The following is a 20,313-nucleotide window of genomic DNA, read 5'->3' as shown; positions in this document are numbered from 1 at the left end:
ACTAGAAAAAGGGAGACGATTTACATGAAAAAATTATTAGTGACTACATTACTCGCTGGCTTGGCTTTGGCTGGTTGCGGATCTGATTCAGGTTCAGGCGGTTCTGAAGAATCCAGCACATTGAAAGTCGGCGCATCAAACGTGCCGCATGCGATCATTTTGGAACAAGCAAAACCGCTTCTTGAAGAACAAGGCGTGGAATTGCAAATCGAAACTTATCAAGACTATGTGTTGCCGAACCAAGACTTGGAATCAGGTGAAATCGATGCCAACTACTTCCAACACATTCCGTACCTGGAATCTCAGAAAAAAGAATTTGGCTATGATTTTGAAAATGCAGGCGGAATCCACATCGAACCAATTGGTGTTTACTCTAAAAAATACAAATCGCTTAGCGAACTTCCGGATGGCGCACAAATTTTGATGAGCAACTCGGTTGCTGACCATGGCCGCATTTTGTCGCTTCTAGAAGCTGAAGGCTTGATCAAATTGGCAGACGGTGTAGACAAAACAGCCGCTGAAGTAAAAGACGTTGTAGAAAATCCGAAAAACTTGGAATTTGATGCTGATTACGAAGCTGCTTTATTGGTTCAAATGTATGAATCAGGCGAAGGCGATGCATTATTGATCAACTCAAACTACGCAATTGATGCCGGCCTCAACCCGTTAGAAGATTCCATTGCTCTTGAAAGCTCGGAATCTCCTTATGTGAACGTCATTGCAGTAAATGCAGGAGACAAAGACAATGAAAACGTCAAGAAACTTGTAGAAGTGTTGAAATCAAAAGAGATCCAAGACTTTATGCTTGAAGAGTGGGGCGGCTCGGTCGTACCTGCTGAATAAAAATCAGTTTAATGAAGCAGGCAAATTCAATTGAATTTGCCTGCTTTTTTATTTGAGGCAGCTTTATTTAGCGAAACTGGAAGAGAATTTCTTATTAGCAAGGCAAATGACCTAACACGCAATGCAGAAGCTATGTAAAAAGTTTGGGAAGTAACTGACATACTAGTTAGAATAATGATTCTATTTGATTTATTCCGGCTATTTTGCCGACTGTATACTCCCAGTAATAGCTGTGCTATTATTACGGAGAAATCAACTAAAGGGGAGTATACATCATGAAAAAACTATTACTAGTAGGGGCAACAGCGGCATTGTTTTTAGGAGCATGCGGCGGAGAAAGCGCAACTGAAGATAAAGCAGCAACTGAAACAAAAGAAACTGCAAAAACAACGGAAAAAGCTCCAAATGCAAAACAAGAGTTAATGAGATTTTACATGGTCATTCCACAAACGATCAATGCAGTAGACGCGGATTTGAACACGTTTGAAATTGCTCAGATGGAAGGCACATTGCCAGAAGGGGAAGACCTTCAAAAAATGAAAGATGCAGCAATTGCAGCTTCACAAGAATCCGGCAAAGCGGTAGAAGGAATTGAAATCCCTGAAGCACTGGCTGACCAAAAAGGCGATATCGAAGGGGCACTTGCTTCTATTAAAGAGTCATACGATATGAAAGCAGACGAATTGACAAAAGAAGCTTCGTTTGAAGCGGCAAACGCAAAATTCGTCGAAGCTGATGAAACGTTCAACAAAATGCTCGAAGAACAAGGTTTGATTCCTTCAAGCATTCTAAACGAAGTATCAAATTAATATAGGAAAACCCGGTGCCTTGATGCCGGGTTTTTTATTATGGATATTTTTTTGTTTAAATAGTAAAAAAAGGGGAATAAGGTTAATGAATATAAAATCTGAAAGGAATGGTTCATTATCGATTCTCAAGGCTTTGAACAGACAGAAAAGATGGAGCACGCATTCCGTGATGCACATGGGTTTGGCATTCAGGAATGTGCCAACAACCCCGATTTGCTTGTGAAAGTAGAACAGCGCCGCGAGCGCGACTATAAAGAAAGTTTAAAAATCGCTTCACAAATCGAACGACAAGTTCACCGCGATTAATAAGAAAAGCCATTGCCTATAGGCATTGGCTTTTTTTTATTGATATGTATTCTCAGTTAGTGTTCATTCATTGAAAATAAAAACAAGGGATAAATGCAGCTTGAATCAGAGGTTGGTCCGTTGAAAACACTGTATTTTAAAATGTTTTATTCTCATCTTGCGTTCCGGTTTAAAGATTTGCTACTAAGGTCCATTTCGGTTAAGATTAGAATGATACTAATTAAGAATGGTTCGCCATTCAAAATTAACTTTATGGAGGTATATACATGTCAACTTTGGTTATTCAAGATTTGCACGTTGAAATCGAAGGAAAAGAGATTTTAAAAGGTGTAAACTTAACTATTAAAACTGGTGAAATCCATGCAATCATGGGGCCGAACGGAACAGGCAAGTCTACTCTAGCTTCTGCTATCATGGGGCATCCTAAATATACAGTTACTTCAGGGAGCATTCTATTAGACGGTGAAGATGTGCTGGAGATGGAAGTTGACGAACGCGCTCGCGCTGGTCTTTTCCTGGGCATGCAATACCCAAGCGAAATTTCAGGCGTAACAAACGCTGACTTTATGCGCTCAGCAATGAACGCTCGACGCGAAGAAGGCGATGAAATATCATTGATGAAATTTATCCGTGAATTGGATAAAAAAATGGAAGTTTTAGATATGGAAGAAGAAATGGCACAACGCTATTTGAACGAAGGATTCTCAGGCGGGGAAAAGAAACGCAACGAAATCCTTCAAATGATGATGATCAAACCGTCGTTTGCCATCTTAGATGAAATTGACTCCGGACTTGATATCGATGCATTGAAAGTTGTGGCAGAAGGTGTCAATCAAATGAGAGGCGAAGAATTCGGCTGCTTGATCATCACTCACTACCAACGTTTGTTAAACTACATTACACCTGATTATGTTCACGTAATGATGCAAGGACGCGTTGTTAAATCAGGCGGAGAAGAACTTTCTCACAAACTTGAAGCAGAAGGCTACGACTGGATCAAAGCGGAACTCGGAATTGAAGACGAGACCGTAGGACAAGAAGCATAATTGGAAGGGGAGACTAACGTGACGGTTGAAACGAACATGAAAATGACCGAGCAGGAAGTGCGCTCCTTCTCGGCTTCTAAAAGGGAACCTGAAGAGTTTACTGAACTGCGCGTGCAGGCATTGGCTGCAGCAGCGGTATTGCCGTTGCCAAAGCCGGATAAAACGAAAATCACGAACTGGAATTTTACAGAATTTCCTGTTCATGCGACAGAAAGCTCCACGTATACATCATTGGACGAGCTTCCTGAAGACGTGAAGTCGATTGTCGACTTGGAACAAAAGAACCTGTACATTCAGCACAATAATACACCCGCATATTTGTCTCTTTCAGAAGAGTTGAAAACAAAAGGCGTTATTTTGACGGATATTTTCACAGCAATCCGCGAACACAGCGAGCTTGTTGGAAAATACTTCATGAAAGAAGCAGTCAAAGCGGAAGAACACAAATTGACAGCTCTTCACGCAGCCCTTTTGAACGGCGGCGTATTCCTCTACGTTCCAAAAAATGTGGAAATTGAAGAGCCGGTTCAAGTTGTGTTCATTCACGATGATGAAGAAGTTTCCTTGTTCAACCACGTTATGGTCGTGGCTGACAAGAGCAGCAAAGTGACCTACGTTGAAAACTACCTATCAACAGTTCCGCATGCAAAAGGATTGGCAAATATTGTTTCTGAAGTTTTCGCTGAAGACAATGCGCATATCACGTATGGCGCAGTTGATGTTCTTGCGGAAGGCTTTACGACTTACGTAAACCGCCGCGGCGTTGTTGCCCGCGATGCACGCATCGAATGGGCACTAGGCTTGATGAACGACGGCGACACGATTTCTGAGAATGTGACTCATCTTATTGGAGACAACTCAGCAGGCGATACCAAAACAGTAGTAGTAGGAAGAGGTTCACAGAAACAGAACTTCACGACAAAAGTGGTTCATTGGGGCAAAAATTCCGATGGGCAAATTCTGAAACACGGTGTAATGAAGGATTCCGCTTCTTCCATTTTCAATGGTATCGGAAAAATCGAACACGGGGCGACCAAATCGAACGCAGAACAAGAGTCACGTGTCTTAATGTTAAGCCCGCAAGCACGCGGCGATGCAAACCCGATTCTTTTGATCGATGAAGATGATGTAACTGCAGGGCACGCTGCTTCTGTAGGGCGCGTGGATCCGTTGCAATTGTTCTATTTGATGAGCCGCGGAATTACAAAACAAGAAGCTGAACGTCTTGTTATACACGGTTTCTTGGCACCGGTTGTAAACGTACTGCCAATTGAAGGCGTTAAAAAGCAATTGACGGAGGTTATCGAAAGGAAAGTCCGCTAATGATGAATCGAGAAATCAAAAGTTATTTCCCTATACTCGACCAAGAAGTGAATGGACACCCACTGGTTTATTTAGACAGTGCAGCAACGTCGCAGAAACCAGTCCAAGTTATTGAAGCATTGACGCATTACTATGAATTTGATAATGCCAATGTCCACCGCGGGGTCCATACCCTCGGTAACCGAGCAACGGATATGTATGAAGGCGCACGTGAAAAAGTCCGGAAATTCATCAACGCTGACTCTACCGAAGAAGTGATTTTTCTTCGCGGCACGACAACCGCTTTGAACTTGGTTGCCCAAAGCTATGGCAGAGCAAATGTTAATGAAGGGGACGAAATCGTCATTACGTACATGGAACACCACTCAAACGTGATTCCGTGGCAGCAATTGGCGAAAGAACGCGGCGCTGTTCTTAAATATATTGATTTAAATCCTGATGGAACTATTTCATTAGAGCAAGTCCGCGCCGCTGTTACGGAACGGACAAAAATTGTTTCCATGATGTACGTTTCCAACGTTTTAGGAACGATGAACCCGATCAAAGAAGTGACGCAAATTGCGCATGAACATGGCGCGGTCATGGTGGTAGACGGGGCACAAGCGGCTCCGCACTTGAAAATCGATGTTCAAACACTGGATTGCGATTTCTTTGCTTTTTCCGGCCATAAAATGTGTGGACCGACCGGAATTGGCGTTTTATATGGCAAAAAAGATTTGTTGAACAACATGGAACCTGTTGAATTCGGCGGAGAAATGATCGATTTTGTTGGATTGTATGATTCGACGTGGAAAGAATTGCCATGGAAATTTGAAGGCGGAACGCCAATTATTGCAGGCGCGGTTGGATTGGGTGCAGCGATCGATTTCTTAAATGAAATCGGTTTGCACGAAATCGAACAGCACGAGCACAAAATGGCGGCTTATGCCATGAACGCCATGGGCGAAATCGGCGGCCTTCAAATTTACGGACCGACTGATCCTGAAAAACGGGCAGGCATCGTGACCTTCAACTTAGCCGATGTCCACCCGCATGACGTAGCAACGGTTCTTGATATGAGCGGCATAGCAGTACGCGCTGGCCACCATTGTGCACAACCGCTTATGAAATGGCTGCAATGCACAGCCACAGCCCGCGCTAGTTTCTACGTTTATAACGACGAGTCGGATATCGACCGTCTTGTAGAAGGCTTGCGTTCAGCAAAGGAGTATTTCAGTGATGTCTTCTAAAAACTTAGACCAACTTTATCGCCAAGTAATTATGGACCATTATAAAACACCGAGAAACAAAGGGACCCTTGATGCTAATAGCGTAAACATTGAAATGAACAACCCGACATGCGGCGACCGTATCCAATTGACGCTGCACGTTGAAGAAGGCATCGTAAAAGATGCAAAATTCGACGGAGAAGGCTGTTCCATTTCGATGGCATCTGCTTCTATGATGACGCAAGCGGTAAAAGGAAAAGATGTCGATACGGCTCTTCAGCTTTCGCATATCTTCTCGGATATGATGCTTGGCAAAGAGTATGATGATACAATTGACTTAGGGGATATTGAAGCCCTTCAAGGTGTTTCCCAGTTTCCGGCACGGATCAAATGCGCAACGCTTGCATGGAAAGCCATGGAAAAAGGCGTGCAAAGCGAACGCAAATCGTAATACAAGAACGGAGGAACGACGATGGCGAAAAAAATGCCAGAAATCGGTGATTATAAATATGGCTTCCATGACAAAGATGTATCGGTTTTCCGATCTGCTCGTGGACTGACAGAAGATATCGTTAGAGAAATTTCCGGTATCAAAAACGAGCCCGAGTGGATGCTCGAATCTCGTTTAAAAGCGTTGAAATTGTTCTACTCAATGCCAATGCCACAATGGGGCGGCGATTTGGGGGCGCTTAACTTTGATGAAATTACGTATTACGTAAAACCATCTGAAGCGAGCCAAACTTCATGGGATGAAGTGCCAGAAGAAATCAAAGCGACATTTGACAAACTGGGCATTCCTGAAGCAGAACAAAAATACTTGGCGGGTGTTTCTGCCCAGTATGAATCCGAAGTGGTTTACCACAACATGAAAGTTGAACTTGAAGACATGGGCATCGTTTTTAAAGATACAGATGCCGCGCTTCGTGAAAACGAAGACTTGTTCAGAGAATACTGGCAAACGGTTATTCCTGCTGCTGACAATAAATTCGCTGCACTTAACACAGCCGTATGGTCCGGTGGATCATTCATTTACGTGCCAAAAGGCATCAAAGTGGAATCGCCGCTTCAAGCGTATTTCCGCATCAACTCGGAAAATATGGGCCAATTCGAGCGCACAATGATCATCGTAGATGAAGGCGCAAGCGTTCACTATGTAGAAGGCTGTACAGCTCCCGTTTACACAACCAACTCGCTTCACTCAGCAGTAGTTGAAATCGTTGTGAAAAAAGATGCTTATTGCCGCTACACAACAATCCAGAACTGGGCAAACAACGTCTATAACCTTGTTACGAAACGCGCATTTGTTGACGCTAACGGAACAATGGAATGGATTGATGGCAACATCGGTTCGAAATTGACAATGAAATACCCTGCTGTCTACCTTCGCGGAGAAGGCGCCCGCGGCATGACTCTTTCCATTGCAATTGCAGGGAAAGGCCAACACCAAGACGCTGGCGCGAAAATGATTCACTTGGCTCCGAATACTTCTTCTTCCATCGTTTCGAAATCCATTTCGAAACAAGGCGGGAAAGTATCGTACCGCGGAATCGTCCGTTTCGGCCGCAAAGCTGATGGCGCGCGTTCGAACATCGAATGCGATACATTGATCATGGATAACTTGTCTACTTCTGATACAATTCCTTACAACGAAATCTTGAACGACAACGTGTCATTGGAGCACGAAGCGAAAGTTTCGAAAGTATCCGAAGAGCAGTTGTTCTACTTGATGAGCCGTGGGGTTTCTGAACAAGAAGCGACAGAAATGATCGTAATGGGCTTTATCGAACCATTTACAAAAGAACTTCCGATGGAGTATGCGGTCGAAATGAACCGCCTCATCAAGTTCGAAATGGAAGGTTCAATCGGTTAATCGCAATAAAACAAACCCGGCGCAACTTGCGCCGGGTTTTTCATTTTGTTGAAAAAATTTATATAAGTTGAACTTAATTGTTGCTAAGTGGCGGATACTCCGCAAAATAACTCCGCTAAAACTGTAACTAGAAGGCTATCCAAACTTCCTGTCTATTGAATATGCTTCAATGCTTCTCGTCTGCTTAACGGTTTTAGCGGGTGGGAAGAAACGAAGGTTCGAACAAATTCCGGATTGGATTTGGCATATTCGCGCAGCGCCCAGCCGATTGATTTTTGAATGAAAAATTCGCTTGAATCTGAATGCTTCAAACAAATGTCTGCCAATAAGTTCGCGTCGGTTTCGTTTTTGAACTTAAGCTGATGAAGGATCGCGGCCCGGTTTGTCCACATGTTGGGCGCTTCCGACCACTCAAGCATAATTTGTTTGCCTTGTTCCCGGTCTTGTTTTACGAGGGATCCCACCAAGTGAGGAGCGATTGTATCGACAGAATCCCACCAGGATTTTGTTTCGATAAAAAGCTGCAGTTGCGGAAAATCACCGAATCCCAGCAGCTTTTTCATTTTTTCCATGAGGGCGAGTGCTGCATATTGATATTCGCGTTCCGGTAGGCGATAAAGCTTCCATGCTTCTTCAAAAAGCAGTTCAGGTTTAGGCAAGGCGTATTCAGTGAAATGTTCTTTAAGAAGGTGTTTTCGTTCCGGGCTTTTGATGCCGAGAAAAGGAAACTGGTTTTTCATATACGCTGCCATTGGCCCAGCGTTTTCTGCATTTTGGTGCGCTTCAAATTTTTCAATAATTCCTTCATTGTTCCAATCTTTTGGCATCATGAGTTCCTCCTAGAAAGTCTTCTGAGAAAAGTGTAGCATTAAAGGAAAGGAACGGACATTACAAACCTGTTTTTTCATATACGCTGCTTTGCGCGTCGATAAAAGGCAAACGATGCTATCATAAACAAACAGTGAAAGTTGGAGGCGATTTGATGATTTCTATCGGATTAACGGGATGGGGAGACCATCCGGATGTCTATAGCCCAGGTTCTAAAAAAACCGAACGGTTAATCGATTACAGTGCCCATTTTCCCATTGTGGAATTGGATTCTTCCTTTTATGCGGTGCAGCCAGAGCGTAACATTACAAAATGGATCAATGAAACGCCGGATGGTTTTCAGTTTATTGTCAAAGCGTATCAAGGGATGACCGGGCACCAGCGCGGTGAAAATCCGTTTGAAAGTGACGAAGCGATGTTCGAAGCGTACATCAAATCGGTTCGGCCATTAAAAGAAGCCGGCAAATTGGCGATGGTGCTTCTCCAATTTCCGCCATGGTTTGATTGCAAAAAAGAAAACGTTGATCAAATCCGGGGAATTACGGAAAAGCTGAAGGAATTTGATTTGGCGATCGAATTTCGCCATCAATCGTGGTATGCACCGGAGCTTCGTGAAAAAACTTTGGAGTTTTTGCGGGAAAACAATTTAATCCATTCGGTTTGCGATGAACCGCAGGCAGGCGATGGATCAATTCCGCTTGTGCCGATATCGACGCGGGGAGACAAAGTCTTGCTGCGCCTGCACGGCCGCAATGTCCACGGCTGGCTCAGCCCTGGGCATGGCCAGAAATGGCGCGAAGTGCGTTATTTGTATGATTACAACAAAGAAGAATTAGCGGAAATCAGCAGGGCGGTTAATAGCCTGAGTGAGACAACCGAAAATGTCTACGTAATTTTTAATAACAATTCCGGCGGCCATGCTGCAGGAAACGCAAAAGCGTTTAAAGCGTTGAACAGCTTGGAATACGATAACTTGGCGCCGAAACAAATGGATTTGTTTGAAGGAGGATTTTAAGTGGATTTTGTTCTTGTGGCGATTGTTGGGTTATTTTCAGGGATTGTTGGAGCGCTCATTGGCCTTGGTGGGGGTGTCATCCTCGTGCCATCGCTATTGTTCCTCGGAACAGCTGTCGCTTCTTTCCCAGATTTGTCGCCGCAGAAAATCGTCGGTTTATCGGTAGTCATGATGATTTTTACCGGACTGTCTTCAACACTTTCTTATATGAAAGTTAAAACAGTTGATTACCGAAGCGGCTTTATCTTTTTTATCGGAAGTGCACCGGGCACCGTCATCGGGGCATTCGTCAACAAAAATCTTGATTTGCCGTCTTTCAATTTGTATTTTGGAATTTTGCTTGTTCTTTTGGCGATTTTGCTATTGGTTCGGGATCGGCTAAAAACTGTCCATTGGTTTGTCGACCATGGAATGAAAACGACGTTCGTTGACAAAGAAAACAAAGAATACGTATATGGCTACCCGATCTGGTTTGCCATGCTGCTGACGTTTGGCATCGGTTTTGCTTCCGGATTGTTTGGCATTGGAGGGGGCTCGATGATTGTTCCCGCTATGATCTTGCTGTTTTTATTTCCTCCGCATGTCGCGATTGGAACATCGATGTTCATGGTTTTCTTATCCTCCATTGTCAACTCGATCACCCATATTTCTCTCGGCAATGTGCCGTGGATGTATACAATTGCCGTCGTGCCGGGCGCTTATGTTGGGGCGAAAATCGGGGCGGCATTAAACAAAAAACTCAATTCCGATACATTGGTCGTCATTTTGAGATTGGCGTTATTGGTTTTGGGCGTGCGTTCCATATACGAAGGGTTATTCAGTTAAAGAGGTGTTTTCATGAGCGAGACCATTCACATTTATCATACAAATGATTTGCATAGCCACTTCACCAACTGGCCGAGCATTAAAGCTTTATTGACGGAGCGCAAAAGGTGGCACGAAGAAGAAGGGGACTTCTGCTTGATCCTAGATATTGGCGATCACGTCGACCGTTCCCATCCTTTTTCTGAAGGGACGGCAGGAAAAGGCAATGTTGAGTTGCTCAACGACGCTTGCTACGATGCTGCAACAATCGGTAATAACGAAGGCATTACGCTGTCCAAAGAAGAACTGGGGGAACTGTATGTCCAAGCCGATTTCGACGTCATTGTCGGCAATTTAAAAGACGCTGATGGCGCAGTGCCAAGCTGGGCGAAACCTTACCATATTATTGAAACAAAAGGCGGCGTGAAAATTGGACTCGTTGGTGCGACCGCCGAATTTACCCCGTTTTATAAGCGCCTTGGCTGGAAGATCAGCGACGGCAAAGAAGCAATCATCCAGGCGGTAGAAGATATTAAAGGGCAAACAGATTTAATCATTTGTTTGTCGCACCTTGGCGTAAAAGAAGATGAACTGCTCGCAGAAGTATGCCCGGACATAGACGTGATCCTTGGTGCCCATACGCACCATATATTCCATGAAGGCAAAATGATCGGAAATACGCTTCTTGGGGCTGCCGGTAAATTTGGTGCTTATATTGGACACGTGACCATCGAAAATTCCTTGAAGCATAAAAAAGCCGATTTGATTGAAACTTCCAGCCTGCGCAACCCCGATGAGTCATTTGATGAGTGCTTGGTTAAGAAAGGCAAAGAACAGCTGATGGCTCCGATTTTTTATAATGAAGAAAAATTGAAAGCTGAATGGTTCAAGGATTCTATGATGTCCGAGCTTTTTGGCCAGGCTTTGATTGAATTTGCTCAAGCGGATTGTGCCCTTTTTAACGCAGGCATTTTCATGGGCGATATGCAAGAAGGGGAAATGACCCGCTACGATTTCCATAAATTGCTGCCGCATCCGATTAACCCATGTTTGATCGAGCTCACAGGGGCCGAGCTAAAAGAAATATACTTGCAATCGTTAAACGAGGAATGGCCGCATATCGAATTAAAAGGATTGGGTTTCCGAGGGGCAATTTTTGGGAAAATTATTCATGCCAATATGAAATTAGAAGGGCATAGGCTTTATGTCAACGGTGAACTGGTTTTGTCTGATCAACTGTACCGGCTGATTACGCTGGATTTATTCACGTTCGGTTATTTTTTTCCAGCGTTAAAAAGAGCGCCGAAAACGTATTTTATGCCGGAATTTCTTCGGGATGTTTTCAGCCAGTTTTTTCAGAGCAAGGCCATAAAAAAATGATCTTATTAGACTAGTAGCAACCGACAGTTTGTATATTTACCAAAGATAAATATTTTACTAATACTATTCTTTTTTAAACAAAAAAGATTATAAATAATAAAAGTCGTTGATATCAAAGGTGTTTAGGGAAGCGAAGAAGTTGATTCTTCGCTTTTTATTATGCAGAGGATAATTTATGCATTTTTTCAATAATTCATCTTTACTTTATTAGTTCCCCTCGGTATACTATTTTTAGATTAGTTAATAATCTGAAAATAAACAAACTTCCTATTTTTCTGTTAGAAATATGGAAGTTGGCCAAGGGGGAAAAAAGATGGAACGTTCGCAATGGGGGACAAGGGCCGGGTTTGTCATGGCTGCAATCGGTTCCGCAGTAGGGCTAGGAAACATTTGGCGTTTTCCGTACGTCGCTTATGAAAATGGTGGAGGAGCATTCTTTATACCGTACTTATTCGCTCTGCTCACAGCAGGAATCCCAATTTTAATCATGGAATTCACCATTGGACAAAAGTTTCGTGGATCGGCGCCATTATCATTCTTTAGAATGACCGGCAAAAAAATGGAATGGCTTGGCTGGTGGGCAGTGTTTGTGTCGTTTTTCATTTCCTGTTATTACGCTGTCATTATCGCCTGGTCGATTCGCTATACCATTTTCTCATTCAATCAAGCCTGGGGAACAGACACAGAAGGATTCTTGTTCAATGACTTTCTGCATTTAACGGTGCAGCCAGGACAAACGGGCAGCATTGTATGGGGCGTATTTATTCCACTCGCCATCACTTGGGTCATTACGCTTGGAATTTTGTTTGCCGGAGTTAAAAAGGGAATTGAAGTGGCGAACCGGATTTTCATCCCGACGCTTGTCGTGATTTTCCTAGCGGTCGTTTTGCGCGCTGTAACTCTAGATGGCGCAATGATGGGGCTTGACGCCTTCTTCAAACCGAATTTCGATGCCATTATGGACCCGTCGGTTTGGGTTGCGGCTTACGGGCACATTTTCTTTAGTTTATCGGTGGCATTCGCAATTATGATCACTTATGCAAGTTACCTTCCGAAAAAATCGGATCTGACAAACAATGCGTTTATTACTGGATTTGCCAACTCAGCATTTGAATTGCTTGCTGGAATCGGGATTTTTGCAGCATTAGGGTTCATGGCAAACCAATCGGGTGTGGCAGTTTCTGATGTAGCTACAGCTGGTGTAGGGCTGGCATTCGTTGTATTCCCGCAGATCATCAATGAGTTCCCAGGATTTAATGGACTGTTTGGCGCGTTCTTCTTCCTATCATTGACTCTTGCCGGATTAACGTCCTTGATCTCCATTACTGAAACTTACGTAGCCGGTGTTTCAGAAAAGTTCGGCATTACCCGCAACAAGTCATTAGCTTTCGGCGGCGGGTTAGCTGCATTGATTTCAATTTTATTTGCTACTCAAGGCGGTTTGTATTTCCTTGATGTAATCGATTACTTCATCAACCAATTTGGGGTTGCTTTCATTGGTTTAGTAGAAGTTGTTTTAGTGGTATGGGTGTTCCGCAAAGCGAATATGCTGCGCGAGCACGCCAATGGAATTTCCGATATCCGCCTTGGGGGCTGGTGGAAATTCTGCTTAGGCATCGTAACGCCAATAGTCCTCGGCTACATGATGTTCGGTTTGTTTAAAACCAATATTTTGCAACAATTTGATACAGAAACTGGAAACTACGAAGGATATACCGATATGTTTATTCTTTCAACTGGAGTATCGGTTGCAGCAGCGGCCATCATTTTTGGTGTACTGGCGTCCTTCGGAAAATGGCATAAAGATTATGCGCAATTTAAAGAAGAAGAATAAAAGGGGGATTATACGATGTCGACAAGCGCAATCGTAGTTATGATTATCGGTATGGTCATCATTTGGGGCGGTTTAGTAGCGAGTATTATCCACGCCGTCAGCACAAGCAGAAAAGCAAAAAGCAGCGTATAAGAAACTGTGGCCCTCAGGAGCAAAAACTCCTGAGGGTTTTCATATGAAGTTGTGGATAAATTTCCCAATGACTTGTGGGAAGAAGCGAGTTTATGGTACATTGGGAGCGCGAGAAGATTGAAAAGGCGGCGGCTCTGCGATGTTCGCGGAGACGGTCCGATCGGTCAAATGGAAAATCCGTTTACGGCCATTGAAGTTTGCCTACTGCTATTGGAATTGATCTGAAAACTTGGAACGTTTGATGGATGCAAAATTGGACATTTTGCATCATAATATAGAGGCAGTCTGCCGAATGCGGCGGCAAAGGAACGGCAGTGGCGAAGAAGTTTACAAATAGCTGCTTTGAACAGCTAATGGATGGTGGAAACTATGATAACAATTGATCAGTGGAATTACGAAATAATCACCGATTACCGGGAAGGGTTTCAAGAAGAAGCATTGACCAACCGGTATAGCGAAATTTTGTCGAAATATGATTTTATTCTTGGGGATTGGGGCTATGGCCAGCTTCGGTTGAAAGGCTTTTTTGAAGACACCAACCAAAAAGCGACCTACGATACTAAAATCAGCACACTGCAAGATTATCTATACGAATATTGTAATTTTGGCTGCGCTTATTTTGTTATTCAAAAAGTTGGAAAAGCAGAACGCGAACCTGAACCAGTACAAGAAGTTGTACAAGAAGAGACCCTCGAAACGGACGCATAGTCCGCCGAGGGTTTTTTTGAGTCGTATGATATGATAAAGAGGAATAAACCCGAGGGGTAGACAAGAAAAACGGAGGAGAAATTATGTACTTTATTGATCGATCCAAAATTACCGAAACGGTTGCTTATATGAATTCGCTATTGAACCTTTATAAAGAAAAAGAGAGTTGGACTTCACTTGAAGACCAATTGGCGTTAGAACGCTTGGCACATAATGTGGTGGAATCGATTATTGATGTCGGAAATACGATGATCGACGGCTTTATCATGCGTGACCCAGGAAGCTACGACGACATCATCGATATTTTAACAGATGAGAAAGTCATCACTCCGGAAATGGATGGTCCGTTAAAACAAGTGATTTCCTTGCGCAAGATGCTCGTACGCGAGTTCATGAAAGCGGATCACGAGAAACTGCAAGCGGTATTAAACGAGAGCTTGAACGAATTAAACCAGTTCGGCCCAAAAGTGGAGCATTATTTGGTCCATGAACTAGGTCCAGTATCCGCGTTTATTCCGGAGGATCTAAATGAAAAATTATAAAGCGTATTGCTTGGATATTGATGGAACGGTTTACCGGGGGACAGACCCTATTCCTGAAGCGATTGAATTTATCGAAGCGTTGCAGGAAAATGGAATCGAGCCGTTTTTTGTGACGAACAATGCTTCAATGACGCAAAAGCAATTGGCGGATAAACTGGCGCATTTTGGCGTTAAAGCCGAAGAGCCGCGCATTATTTCATCAGCCATCGCTGCAGCGAAATACGTCAAGCGCTGGTATCCCGGCCAAACGGTTTACATGATTGGATCTGCCGGATTGGAGCAGTCGCTGCTGCAAGAAGGGGTGGAGCTGGTAACAGAAAATGCAGATGTTGTCCTAATGGGAATTGACCGCGACATCAATTACGACAAGCTGGCAAAGGCTTGCCTGGAAATCCGAAATGGCGCCGCTTTTTTATCTACGAACGGAGACTTGGCTTTTCCTTCTGAAAAAGGGCTGATTCCTGGCAACGGCGCTTACACAGCGCTCGTTGCGGCTTCGACAGGCATTGAACCGGTTTTCATTGGCAAGCCGGAAATACATATGCTTGAAACGATTATGCTGGACTATGGCTTTGATAAGAGCGAAATGGTGATGATCGGCGATAATTACGACACGGATATCCAAGTGGGAATCAACTTTGGCATCGATACGATTCACGTCAATACGGGTGTGACGTCGATGGAAGACGTCCTGAAAAAAAGTGTACAGCCTACATATGTTTTAGAGAATCTCAGTATGTATAAGGTTTAGAAATTGGGGTATAGACTACTAGAAATATTCTTCCTTTAAACGCAAAAGAGGCCGGTGCATTTATGCCAGCCTCTTTAAATAAAAAAAAAGCCGTTTTTCAACGGCTTAAAACAATGGGTTTTCTTCAATAAAATCATAAACTTTTTGTGTTAATTCTTCCGGTGTATCCGCTTCGACAATTTCACCGTTGACCAAAGCATATAGGGACTCTGCACATTTGGTGCAGTAACTTAAACAGCCATATTCTAAGACATCCAAATTCGGATCCCGTTCTAGTTTTTCAAAAGAATCCTGTGCGCCATTGGCAATATTGCTGACGCAAAATTCAACGATTGGATTCATTTCGCTCACCTCACTACTTTGAAATCCTACTCTTTTTTCAGTACGGAGTCAATTAATTGATTTTATTCAAAGATATTGTGAAAGTTATCACAATCAGCTATACTCAAACATGAGAAAACATGTAGACAGTAGATAAACAAAGGAGATTTTTATGAAAAAATTAGTCTTACTTGGTGGAGGATATGGCAATATGCGGATATTGCTGCGTTTGTTGCCAAACAATTTACCGCTCGATTGGGAAATCGTATTAATCGACCGCACTCCGTTCCACAGCATGAAAACGGAATTTTACGCGCTTGCTGCTGGCACGGAATCCGATCATGAAGTCCGCGTGCCATTTCCGGAACATGACCGTTTGACTATTGTTCACGGTGAGATTTTGGAAATCGGCCTCGAAGAAAAATGCATCTTTATGGAAAACGGGGAACGGGTCGCCTATGATGATTTGGTGATCGGGCTTGGCTGTGAAGACAAATACCATAACGTACCTGGTGCTGAAGAATTCACGTACAGCATTCAAACAATCGGGAAATCACGCCAAACCTATCAAACTCTTTTAGGCTTGCCTTCGGGAGCAGTTGTCGGCGTCGTAGGTGCTGGACTAAGTGGAATCGAATTGGCCAGTGAACTGCGGGAAAGCCGCAAAGACTTGAACATTAAATTGTTTGACCGCAGCCCGCGGATTTTGCGCGATTTTCCAGAGCGCTTGAGCAATTTTGTGAAGAAATGGTTTGAAAGCAATAACGTTGAAGTGATACCAAGCTCCAACATTACAAAAGTAGAACCGAAAATGCTGTATAACCACGAAGAAACCATTCCCGTGGACGCCGTTGTTTGGACAGCTGGGATCCAGCCGGTCAAGCCGGTGCGTAACCTTGGCCTTGAGACTGACAATAGCGGACGCGTTGTCATCAACCAATACCATCAGCTTCCGAGCGATGAGCATGTCTATATTGTAGGGGACTGTGCAGCATTGCCGATGTCGCCTTCTGCGCAGCTCGCAGAAGAACAAGCCGAGCAAATCGTCAAAGTGCTGAAAGCGACTTGGAGAAGCGAACCGCTTCCTGAGACGATGCCCGAGATCAAGCTGAAAGGCTTCCTTGGATCACTCGGCAAAAAGCAAGGATTTGCTTATTTGGCAGACCGCACCGTAACCGGACGTATTGCCCGTTTGATGAAGTCGGGCGTATTATGGATGTACAAATGGCATAATGGCTGAAAAAAACGACCAGTTCACTTTTGAACTGGCCGTTTTTTATTCAGCGGCTACAAAACCGTGTTTTTCAAGTTCTTTATAAACAGGCTTTAACTGCACATAGCCTTCGCCGACCACTTCGCCTTCAACAAGGACTAGCGGGTAGAAAAATTCGTCTTCCAAAATGCGTTCGGCATAATCTTTTTGATGCGGTTCGGTTTGCGGTTTCTCAATGTCGATATACGTAATTGAAAACGGCTGGTCTTTGTATTTCCGTGAAATCGCCGCTTCAAGCCATTCATACGTGTCAATCGAAGACGGCGCGTTTACACAGCTCGCACAAATTACCTCAGTTCCGTAAACTTCAATCGATAATTCTTTCGGCATAATCGTAAACCTCCTGTGAATTCATTAGTGGCTTTTTCCATCTAATCACATTATAATGATTATAATGAAAGGAGTCGATATAAATGACTGAAGCTATGATGGAAAATCAAGTAATGGAAGTCTTAGATAAATTGCGTCCATTCCTTTTGCGTGACGGAGGAGACTGTGAACTTGTTGACGTGGAAGATGGAATTGTAAAACTTCGTCTGCTCGGCGCATGCGGAAGCTGCCCAAGTTCGACAATTACATTAAAAGCAGGTATTGAACGCGCGTTAATGGAAGAAGTTCCTGGCGTTGTAGAAGTAGAACAAGTATTTTAATGCCAAGGGACCTTTTATAGGTCCCTTTTTATGTATGAAAAAATTAGAGCGTTTCCAGCCGAGTTCGTTCACTTGAAGCAGGGAATCATTACCTGCTATCATATTTTTAAGGGAGTGATTTGGATGGTACAAGTAGTAGAAATTACAGAAGCAGCTTCTTTTCAAATAAAAGAAATGATGCGCCATAACGAAGAAGAAGGTTCGTTTCTTCGCGTCGCGGTAAAAGGCGGCGGCTGCAGCGGCTTGACATACGGAATGGGCTTTGAAAAACAGCAGACGCCTGCAGATGATGCATACGAACAATTTGGCATTCCGATTTTAGTGGCAAAAGATGATGCGCCTATACTTAACGGCACCATCGTTGATTACAAGCAGTCGTTGATGGGCGGGGGCTTCACGATTGAAAACCCAAACGCGATCGCTTCATGCGGCTGTGGGACTTCTTTCCGTACAGCAAAAAAAGCTGGGACTCCGGAAAACTGCTAAGGCCCAATGGAAAAGCTCTTCTCACTGGTTTTATTCACAATGAGAAGGGCTTTTTGTTATATATGAGTTGAACCACAGGGGTTTCCTTACACAACGCTTCGGTCGCTCTGCACACTTAGCTTCCAATTACGTCAGAAGCTTGACGTTCAAGCAGTTAAGCCTTCCAATTGTGGCTTAAGCAGTTGAAATCACAATGTAAAAGGTCTAATATAGAAGTTAGATGTTTATCGGAATCGGGTGGATTCTGTACATTTTGCATTTCCGATTTAAAAATTGACTTGAAGGTGGTTGCGATTGTGTTGAAAAGACCGTCAATATTAGTATTAGGAGCAGGTTACGGTGGTTTGACTACTGTAGTAAACTTGCAAAAAGTTCTGGGCACAGATGCCGCAGATATTACATTGATCAATAAAAACGAATACCATTACGAAAGCACATGGCTTCATGAAGCTGCTGCAGGAACATTGCTTCCAGAAGAAGTGCGTTACGATATCAAAGACGTGATTGACGGCGTGAAAACGAAATTTGTTCAAGCGACTGTTGGAGAAATTGATGTTGTAGGAAAAAAAGTAACAACTGACAATGGCGAATTTACATATGATTACCTTGTCGTTGGGCTTGGATTTGAAGGAGAAACTTTCGGAATCGAAGGCCTTGATAAATACGCGCTTTCTATTGCCAACGTAAAAGCTGCTCGTTATATCCGTGAGCATATCGAATACCAATTCGCTACATGGTCAACGGAAGACGTTAAAAACGACAGCCGTTTGACGATCGTAGTCGGCGGTGCTGGATTCACGGGCATCGAATTCCTTGGCGAACTGGCGAACCGCGTGCCTGAGCTTTGCAAAGAATACGATATTCCACGTGAAAAAGTCCGTGTCGTTTGTGTTGAAGCGGCTCCAATGGTATTGCCTGGTTTCGATCCCGAACTTGTCAGCTATGCAGTTGGGCACTTGGAAGCAAAAGGCATCGAATTCTCGATTGGAACTCCGGTTGTGGAAGCGACTCCTGAAGGCGTTAAAGTTAAAAAAGGCGACGATCAATTTGAATTCATCGAAGCGGGAACAGTGGTTTGGGCAGCAGGCGTACGCGGAAGCAGCGTTCTAGAAGCAAGCCAAATCGAAAGCATGCGTGCCCGCGTTAAAGTGGAAAGCGACTTGCGCGCGCCAGGATTTGCTGATGTCTTTGTAGTCGGCGACTGCGCATTGATGATCAACGAAGAAACAAACCGCCCGTATCCACCGACTGCACAGATTGCAATGCAGCAAGGGGAATCGGTTGCGAAAAACATCAACGCCTTAATTAAAGGCGAAACAACACATCCTTTCACACCAGACTTGAAAGGTACGGTCTGCTCGCTTGGTGAAGATGACGCAATTGGCGTTGTATTCGGCAAGAAAGTGACTGGCAAACGTGCGTCATTCATGAAAAAAATGATTGATAACCGAGCATTGTTCATGATCGGCGGAGCAGGTCTTGTAATGAAAAAAGGTAAATTCAACGTATTGTAATCCAAAGGAAAGCTCCCGTTTACGGGGGCTTTTTTTACATAAAGGAGTTGTTTGAAATGGCAAAACAAGAGCGCGGCAATGTCTGGCTGGCAGCTGCCGGATTAGTAGTTAATGAAAAATCGGAATGGTTAGTCGTCAAAAAAAGATATGGTGGCTTAAAAGGCAAGTGGTCGCTGCCGGCAGGATTTGTCATGCAGAATGAAACAATCGACCAAGCAGTGGTGCGCGAAGTCAAAGAAGAAACCGGTATCGACTGTGAAGTGCTAGGCATGATTGGCTTTCGCTCAGGCGTCATACGTGAAGGAATTAGTGACAACATGGCGATATTTTTGTTGAAAACCCGTGATGAAGGCCGCGCATTCGATGTTCAGCTTTCTGAATTATATGAAGCAGCCTGGCTCTCGCCTGAACAGTTAGCCAAGGACCAAGATGTTTCGGTCATGCTTCATGAGATGGCTTCGTATGTAGTCGAAGAAGGGTTTCAATCGATCGAAGACGTCGATCCTGGCGAGGTTTTTGGCTACACGGCTTATAAATTATTTTTTAAAAAACAGTGATAAAAGAAGAATAAAAGAGAAAAACCAAGAAACTCTATAATGTATCCGTTTACATATATTTTTTTATTCTTGCATAATGTTTTTCTGTGTGTTATATTATCAGAATATTACAA

General features: G+C 43.7%; 24 protein-coding genes. 21 read left to right on the top strand and 3 right to left on the bottom strand.

The features are described 5' to 3' along the window. Window positions 1–24 precede the first annotated feature (24 nt). From ACRRQV_RS15540 to sufB, 8 genes are all read left to right on the top strand, one after another. Complete coding sequence (locus tag ACRRQV_RS15540) at window positions 25–843, top strand: MetQ/NlpA family ABC transporter substrate-binding protein (RefSeq protein ID WP_432532522.1); 819 nt, start codon at window positions 25–27, stop codon at window positions 841–843. Window positions 844–1,118: 275 nt separating this feature from the next. Beyond that, on the top strand, window positions 1,119–1,652 hold the full coding sequence (locus ACRRQV_RS15535) for a hypothetical protein (protein ID WP_432532520.1): 534 nt from the start codon (window positions 1,119–1,121) through the stop codon (window positions 1,650–1,652). Window positions 1,653–1,802: 150 nt separating this feature from the next. Next, window positions 1,803–1,958 carry a hypothetical protein gene (locus tag ACRRQV_RS15530; RefSeq protein WP_432532518.1) on the top strand — a complete coding sequence of 52 codons (156 nt, stop codon included), beginning with the start codon at window positions 1,803–1,805 and terminating at the stop codon, window positions 1,956–1,958. 260 nt (window positions 1,959–2,218) lie between these two features. Next, the gene (sufC, locus tag ACRRQV_RS15525; RefSeq protein WP_432532871.1) at window positions 2,219–3,004 is read left to right on the top strand and encodes a Fe-S cluster assembly ATPase SufC; all 786 of its coding nucleotides are present in this window, start codon (window positions 2,219–2,221) and stop codon (window positions 3,002–3,004) included. Window positions 3,005–3,022: 18 nt separating this feature from the next. Next, the gene (gene sufD, locus ACRRQV_RS15520) at window positions 3,023–4,327 is read left to right on the top strand and encodes a Fe-S cluster assembly protein SufD (RefSeq protein WP_432532516.1); all 1,305 of its coding nucleotides are present in this window, start codon (window positions 3,023–3,025) and stop codon (window positions 4,325–4,327) included. After that, entirely contained in the window at window positions 4,327–5,556 is a 1,230-nt protein-coding gene (locus tag ACRRQV_RS15515) for a cysteine desulfurase (RefSeq protein WP_432532514.1), read from the top strand. The genes sufD and ACRRQV_RS15515 overlap by 1 nt, the downstream gene beginning before the upstream one ends. Continuing rightward, window positions 5,546–5,986: a Fe-S cluster assembly sulfur transfer protein SufU gene (sufU, locus tag ACRRQV_RS15510; RefSeq protein ID WP_432532512.1), complete on the top strand. Its 441-nt coding sequence runs from the start codon at window positions 5,546–5,548 to the stop codon at window positions 5,984–5,986. Before ACRRQV_RS15515 ends, sufU begins: the two co-directional genes overlap by 11 nt. A gap of 21 nt (window positions 5,987–6,007) precedes the next feature. Further along, window positions 6,008–7,405: a Fe-S cluster assembly protein SufB gene (gene sufB, locus ACRRQV_RS15505; protein WP_432532510.1), complete on the top strand. Its 1,398-nt coding sequence runs from the start codon at window positions 6,008–6,010 to the stop codon at window positions 7,403–7,405. 152 nt (window positions 7,406–7,557) lie between these two features. Here the strand turns inward: sufB and ACRRQV_RS15500 are convergent, their stop codons facing one another. Next, complete coding sequence (locus tag ACRRQV_RS15500; protein ID WP_432532508.1) at window positions 7,558–8,232, bottom strand: DNA alkylation repair protein; 675 nt, start codon at window positions 8,230–8,232, stop codon at window positions 7,558–7,560. Window positions 8,233–8,387: 155 nt separating this feature from the next. On the opposite strand from ACRRQV_RS15500, the gene ACRRQV_RS15495 reads away from it, so the two are divergent. The 8 genes from ACRRQV_RS15495 to ACRRQV_RS15460 all read left to right on the top strand — a co-directional run bounded on the left by ACRRQV_RS15495 (window position 8,388) and on the right by ACRRQV_RS15460 (window position 15,399). Continuing rightward, the gene (locus tag ACRRQV_RS15495; protein WP_432532506.1) at window positions 8,388–9,248 is read left to right on the top strand and encodes a DUF72 domain-containing protein; all 861 of its coding nucleotides are present in this window, start codon (window positions 8,388–8,390) and stop codon (window positions 9,246–9,248) included. Next, a complete protein-coding gene (locus ACRRQV_RS15490; RefSeq protein ID WP_432532504.1) occupies window positions 9,249–10,073 on the top strand; it encodes a sulfite exporter TauE/SafE family protein in 825 nt (274 codons plus the stop codon). A gap of 12 nt (window positions 10,074–10,085) precedes the next feature. Further along, window positions 10,086–11,432: a bifunctional metallophosphatase/5'-nucleotidase gene (locus ACRRQV_RS15485; RefSeq protein WP_432532502.1), complete on the top strand. Its 1,347-nt coding sequence runs from the start codon at window positions 10,086–10,088 to the stop codon at window positions 11,430–11,432. A gap of 313 nt (window positions 11,433–11,745) precedes the next feature. Further along, the gene (locus ACRRQV_RS15480) at window positions 11,746–13,266 is read left to right on the top strand and encodes a sodium-dependent transporter (RefSeq protein WP_432532500.1); all 1,521 of its coding nucleotides are present in this window, start codon (window positions 11,746–11,748) and stop codon (window positions 13,264–13,266) included. 15 nt (window positions 13,267–13,281) lie between these two features. Beyond that, complete coding sequence (locus ACRRQV_RS15475; protein WP_432532498.1) at window positions 13,282–13,398, top strand: methionine/alanine import family NSS transporter small subunit; 117 nt, start codon at window positions 13,282–13,284, stop codon at window positions 13,396–13,398. Window positions 13,399–13,767: 369 nt separating this feature from the next. Further along, entirely contained in the window at window positions 13,768–14,106 is a 339-nt protein-coding gene (locus ACRRQV_RS15470) for a YutD family protein (protein ID WP_432532496.1), read from the top strand. Between the two features lie 83 nt (window positions 14,107–14,189). After that, on the top strand, window positions 14,190–14,648 hold the full coding sequence (locus ACRRQV_RS15465) for a DUF86 domain-containing protein (protein ID WP_432532494.1): 459 nt from the start codon (window positions 14,190–14,192) through the stop codon (window positions 14,646–14,648). Next, a complete protein-coding gene (locus ACRRQV_RS15460) occupies window positions 14,635–15,399 on the top strand; it encodes a TIGR01457 family HAD-type hydrolase (protein ID WP_432532492.1) in 765 nt (254 codons plus the stop codon). Before ACRRQV_RS15465 ends, ACRRQV_RS15460 begins: the two co-directional genes overlap by 14 nt. Window positions 15,400–15,504: 105 nt before the next feature. Here ACRRQV_RS15460 and ACRRQV_RS15455 read toward each other — a convergent pair whose 3' ends face one another. Beyond that, window positions 15,505–15,741, bottom strand: coding sequence for a YuzB family protein (locus ACRRQV_RS15455; protein WP_432532490.1), 237 nt, complete (start codon window positions 15,739–15,741; stop codon window positions 15,505–15,507). 151 nt (window positions 15,742–15,892) lie between these two features. On the opposite strand from ACRRQV_RS15455, the gene ACRRQV_RS15450 reads away from it, so the two are divergent. Further along, complete coding sequence (locus ACRRQV_RS15450; protein WP_432532488.1) at window positions 15,893–16,960, top strand: NAD(P)/FAD-dependent oxidoreductase; 1,068 nt, start codon at window positions 15,893–15,895, stop codon at window positions 16,958–16,960. Between the two features lie 36 nt (window positions 16,961–16,996). Here ACRRQV_RS15450 and ACRRQV_RS15445 read toward each other — a convergent pair whose 3' ends face one another. Beyond that, entirely contained in the window at window positions 16,997–17,323 is a 327-nt protein-coding gene (locus ACRRQV_RS15445; RefSeq protein WP_432532486.1) for a YuzD family protein, read from the bottom strand. An 83-nt stretch (window positions 17,324–17,406) separates the two neighbouring features. On the opposite strand from ACRRQV_RS15445, the gene ACRRQV_RS15440 reads away from it, so the two are divergent. The 4 genes from ACRRQV_RS15440 (at window position 17,407) to ACRRQV_RS15425 (ending at window position 20,200) form a co-directional block, all read left to right on the top strand. After that, window positions 17,407–17,643, top strand: coding sequence for a NifU family protein (locus tag ACRRQV_RS15440; RefSeq protein WP_432532484.1), 237 nt, complete (start codon window positions 17,407–17,409; stop codon window positions 17,641–17,643). 123 nt (window positions 17,644–17,766) lie between these two features. Further along, window positions 17,767–18,129 (top strand): HesB/IscA family protein, encoded by a 363-nt coding sequence (locus ACRRQV_RS15435; protein ID WP_432532482.1) that lies wholly within the window; start codon window positions 17,767–17,769, stop codon window positions 18,127–18,129. 299 nt (window positions 18,130–18,428) lie between these two features. Then, entirely contained in the window at window positions 18,429–19,643 is a 1,215-nt protein-coding gene (locus ACRRQV_RS15430; RefSeq protein WP_432532869.1) for an NAD(P)/FAD-dependent oxidoreductase, read from the top strand. Between the two features lie 56 nt (window positions 19,644–19,699). Beyond that, entirely contained in the window at window positions 19,700–20,200 is a 501-nt protein-coding gene (locus tag ACRRQV_RS15425; RefSeq protein ID WP_432532480.1) for an NUDIX domain-containing protein, read from the top strand. Window positions 20,201–20,313 lie beyond the last annotated feature (113 nt).

This window comes from Planococcus sp. YIM B11945, from assembly GCF_050864155.1.
Lineage (GTDB): Bacteria > Bacillota > Bacilli > Bacillales_A > Planococcaceae > Planococcus.
The sequence above is the reverse complement of the archived record's forward strand: the minus strand, read 5'-3'. Positions and strand labels throughout refer to the sequence as shown.

Bases quoted from the DNA above. Each gene is read 5' to 3' on its own strand.
- ACRRQV_RS15435 (WP_432532482.1), top strand. From the start codon at position 17,767: ATGGTACAAGTAGTAGAAATTACAGAAGCAGCTTCTTTTCAAATAAAA.
- ACRRQV_RS15450 (WP_432532488.1), top strand. From the start codon at position 15,893: ATGAAAAAATTAGTCTTACTTGGTGGAGGATATGGCAATATGCGGATA.
- sufB (WP_432532510.1), top strand. From the start codon at position 6,008: ATGGCGAAAAAAATGCCAGAAATCGGTGATTATAAATATGGCTTCCAT.
- ACRRQV_RS15515 (WP_432532514.1), top strand. From the start codon at position 4,327: ATGATGAATCGAGAAATCAAAAGTTATTTCCCTATACTCGACCAAGAA.
- ACRRQV_RS15475 (WP_432532498.1), top strand. From the start codon at position 13,282: ATGTCGACAAGCGCAATCGTAGTTATGATTATCGGTATGGTCATCATT.
- ACRRQV_RS15460 (WP_432532492.1), top strand. From the start codon at position 14,635: ATGAAAAATTATAAAGCGTATTGCTTGGATATTGATGGAACGGTTTAC.
- ACRRQV_RS15455 (WP_432532490.1), bottom strand. From the start codon at position 15,741: ATGAATCCAATCGTTGAATTTTGCGTCAGCAATATTGCCAATGGCGCA.
- ACRRQV_RS15445 (WP_432532486.1), bottom strand. From the start codon at position 17,323: ATGCCGAAAGAATTATCGATTGAAGTTTACGGAACTGAGGTAATTTGT.
- ACRRQV_RS15425 (WP_432532480.1), top strand. From the start codon at position 19,700: ATGGCAAAACAAGAGCGCGGCAATGTCTGGCTGGCAGCTGCCGGATTA.
- sufU (WP_432532512.1), top strand. From the start codon at position 5,546: ATGTCTTCTAAAAACTTAGACCAACTTTATCGCCAAGTAATTATGGAC.
- ACRRQV_RS15530 (WP_432532518.1), top strand. From the start codon at position 1,803: ATGGAGCACGCATTCCGTGATGCACATGGGTTTGGCATTCAGGAATGT.
- ACRRQV_RS15470 (WP_432532496.1), top strand. From the start codon at position 13,768: ATGATAACAATTGATCAGTGGAATTACGAAATAATCACCGATTACCGG.
- ACRRQV_RS15485 (WP_432532502.1), top strand. From the start codon at position 10,086: ATGAGCGAGACCATTCACATTTATCATACAAATGATTTGCATAGCCAC.
- ACRRQV_RS15540 (WP_432532522.1), top strand. From the start codon at position 25: ATGAAAAAATTATTAGTGACTACATTACTCGCTGGCTTGGCTTTGGCT.
- ACRRQV_RS15465 (WP_432532494.1), top strand. From the start codon at position 14,190: ATGTACTTTATTGATCGATCCAAAATTACCGAAACGGTTGCTTATATG.
- ACRRQV_RS15440 (WP_432532484.1), top strand. From the start codon at position 17,407: ATGACTGAAGCTATGATGGAAAATCAAGTAATGGAAGTCTTAGATAAA.
- ACRRQV_RS15535 (WP_432532520.1), top strand. From the start codon at position 1,119: ATGAAAAAACTATTACTAGTAGGGGCAACAGCGGCATTGTTTTTAGGA.
- ACRRQV_RS15480 (WP_432532500.1), top strand. From the start codon at position 11,746: ATGGAACGTTCGCAATGGGGGACAAGGGCCGGGTTTGTCATGGCTGCA.
- ACRRQV_RS15500 (WP_432532508.1), bottom strand. From the start codon at position 8,232: ATGCCAAAAGATTGGAACAATGAAGGAATTATTGAAAAATTTGAAGCG.
- ACRRQV_RS15495 (WP_432532506.1), top strand. From the start codon at position 8,388: ATGATTTCTATCGGATTAACGGGATGGGGAGACCATCCGGATGTCTAT.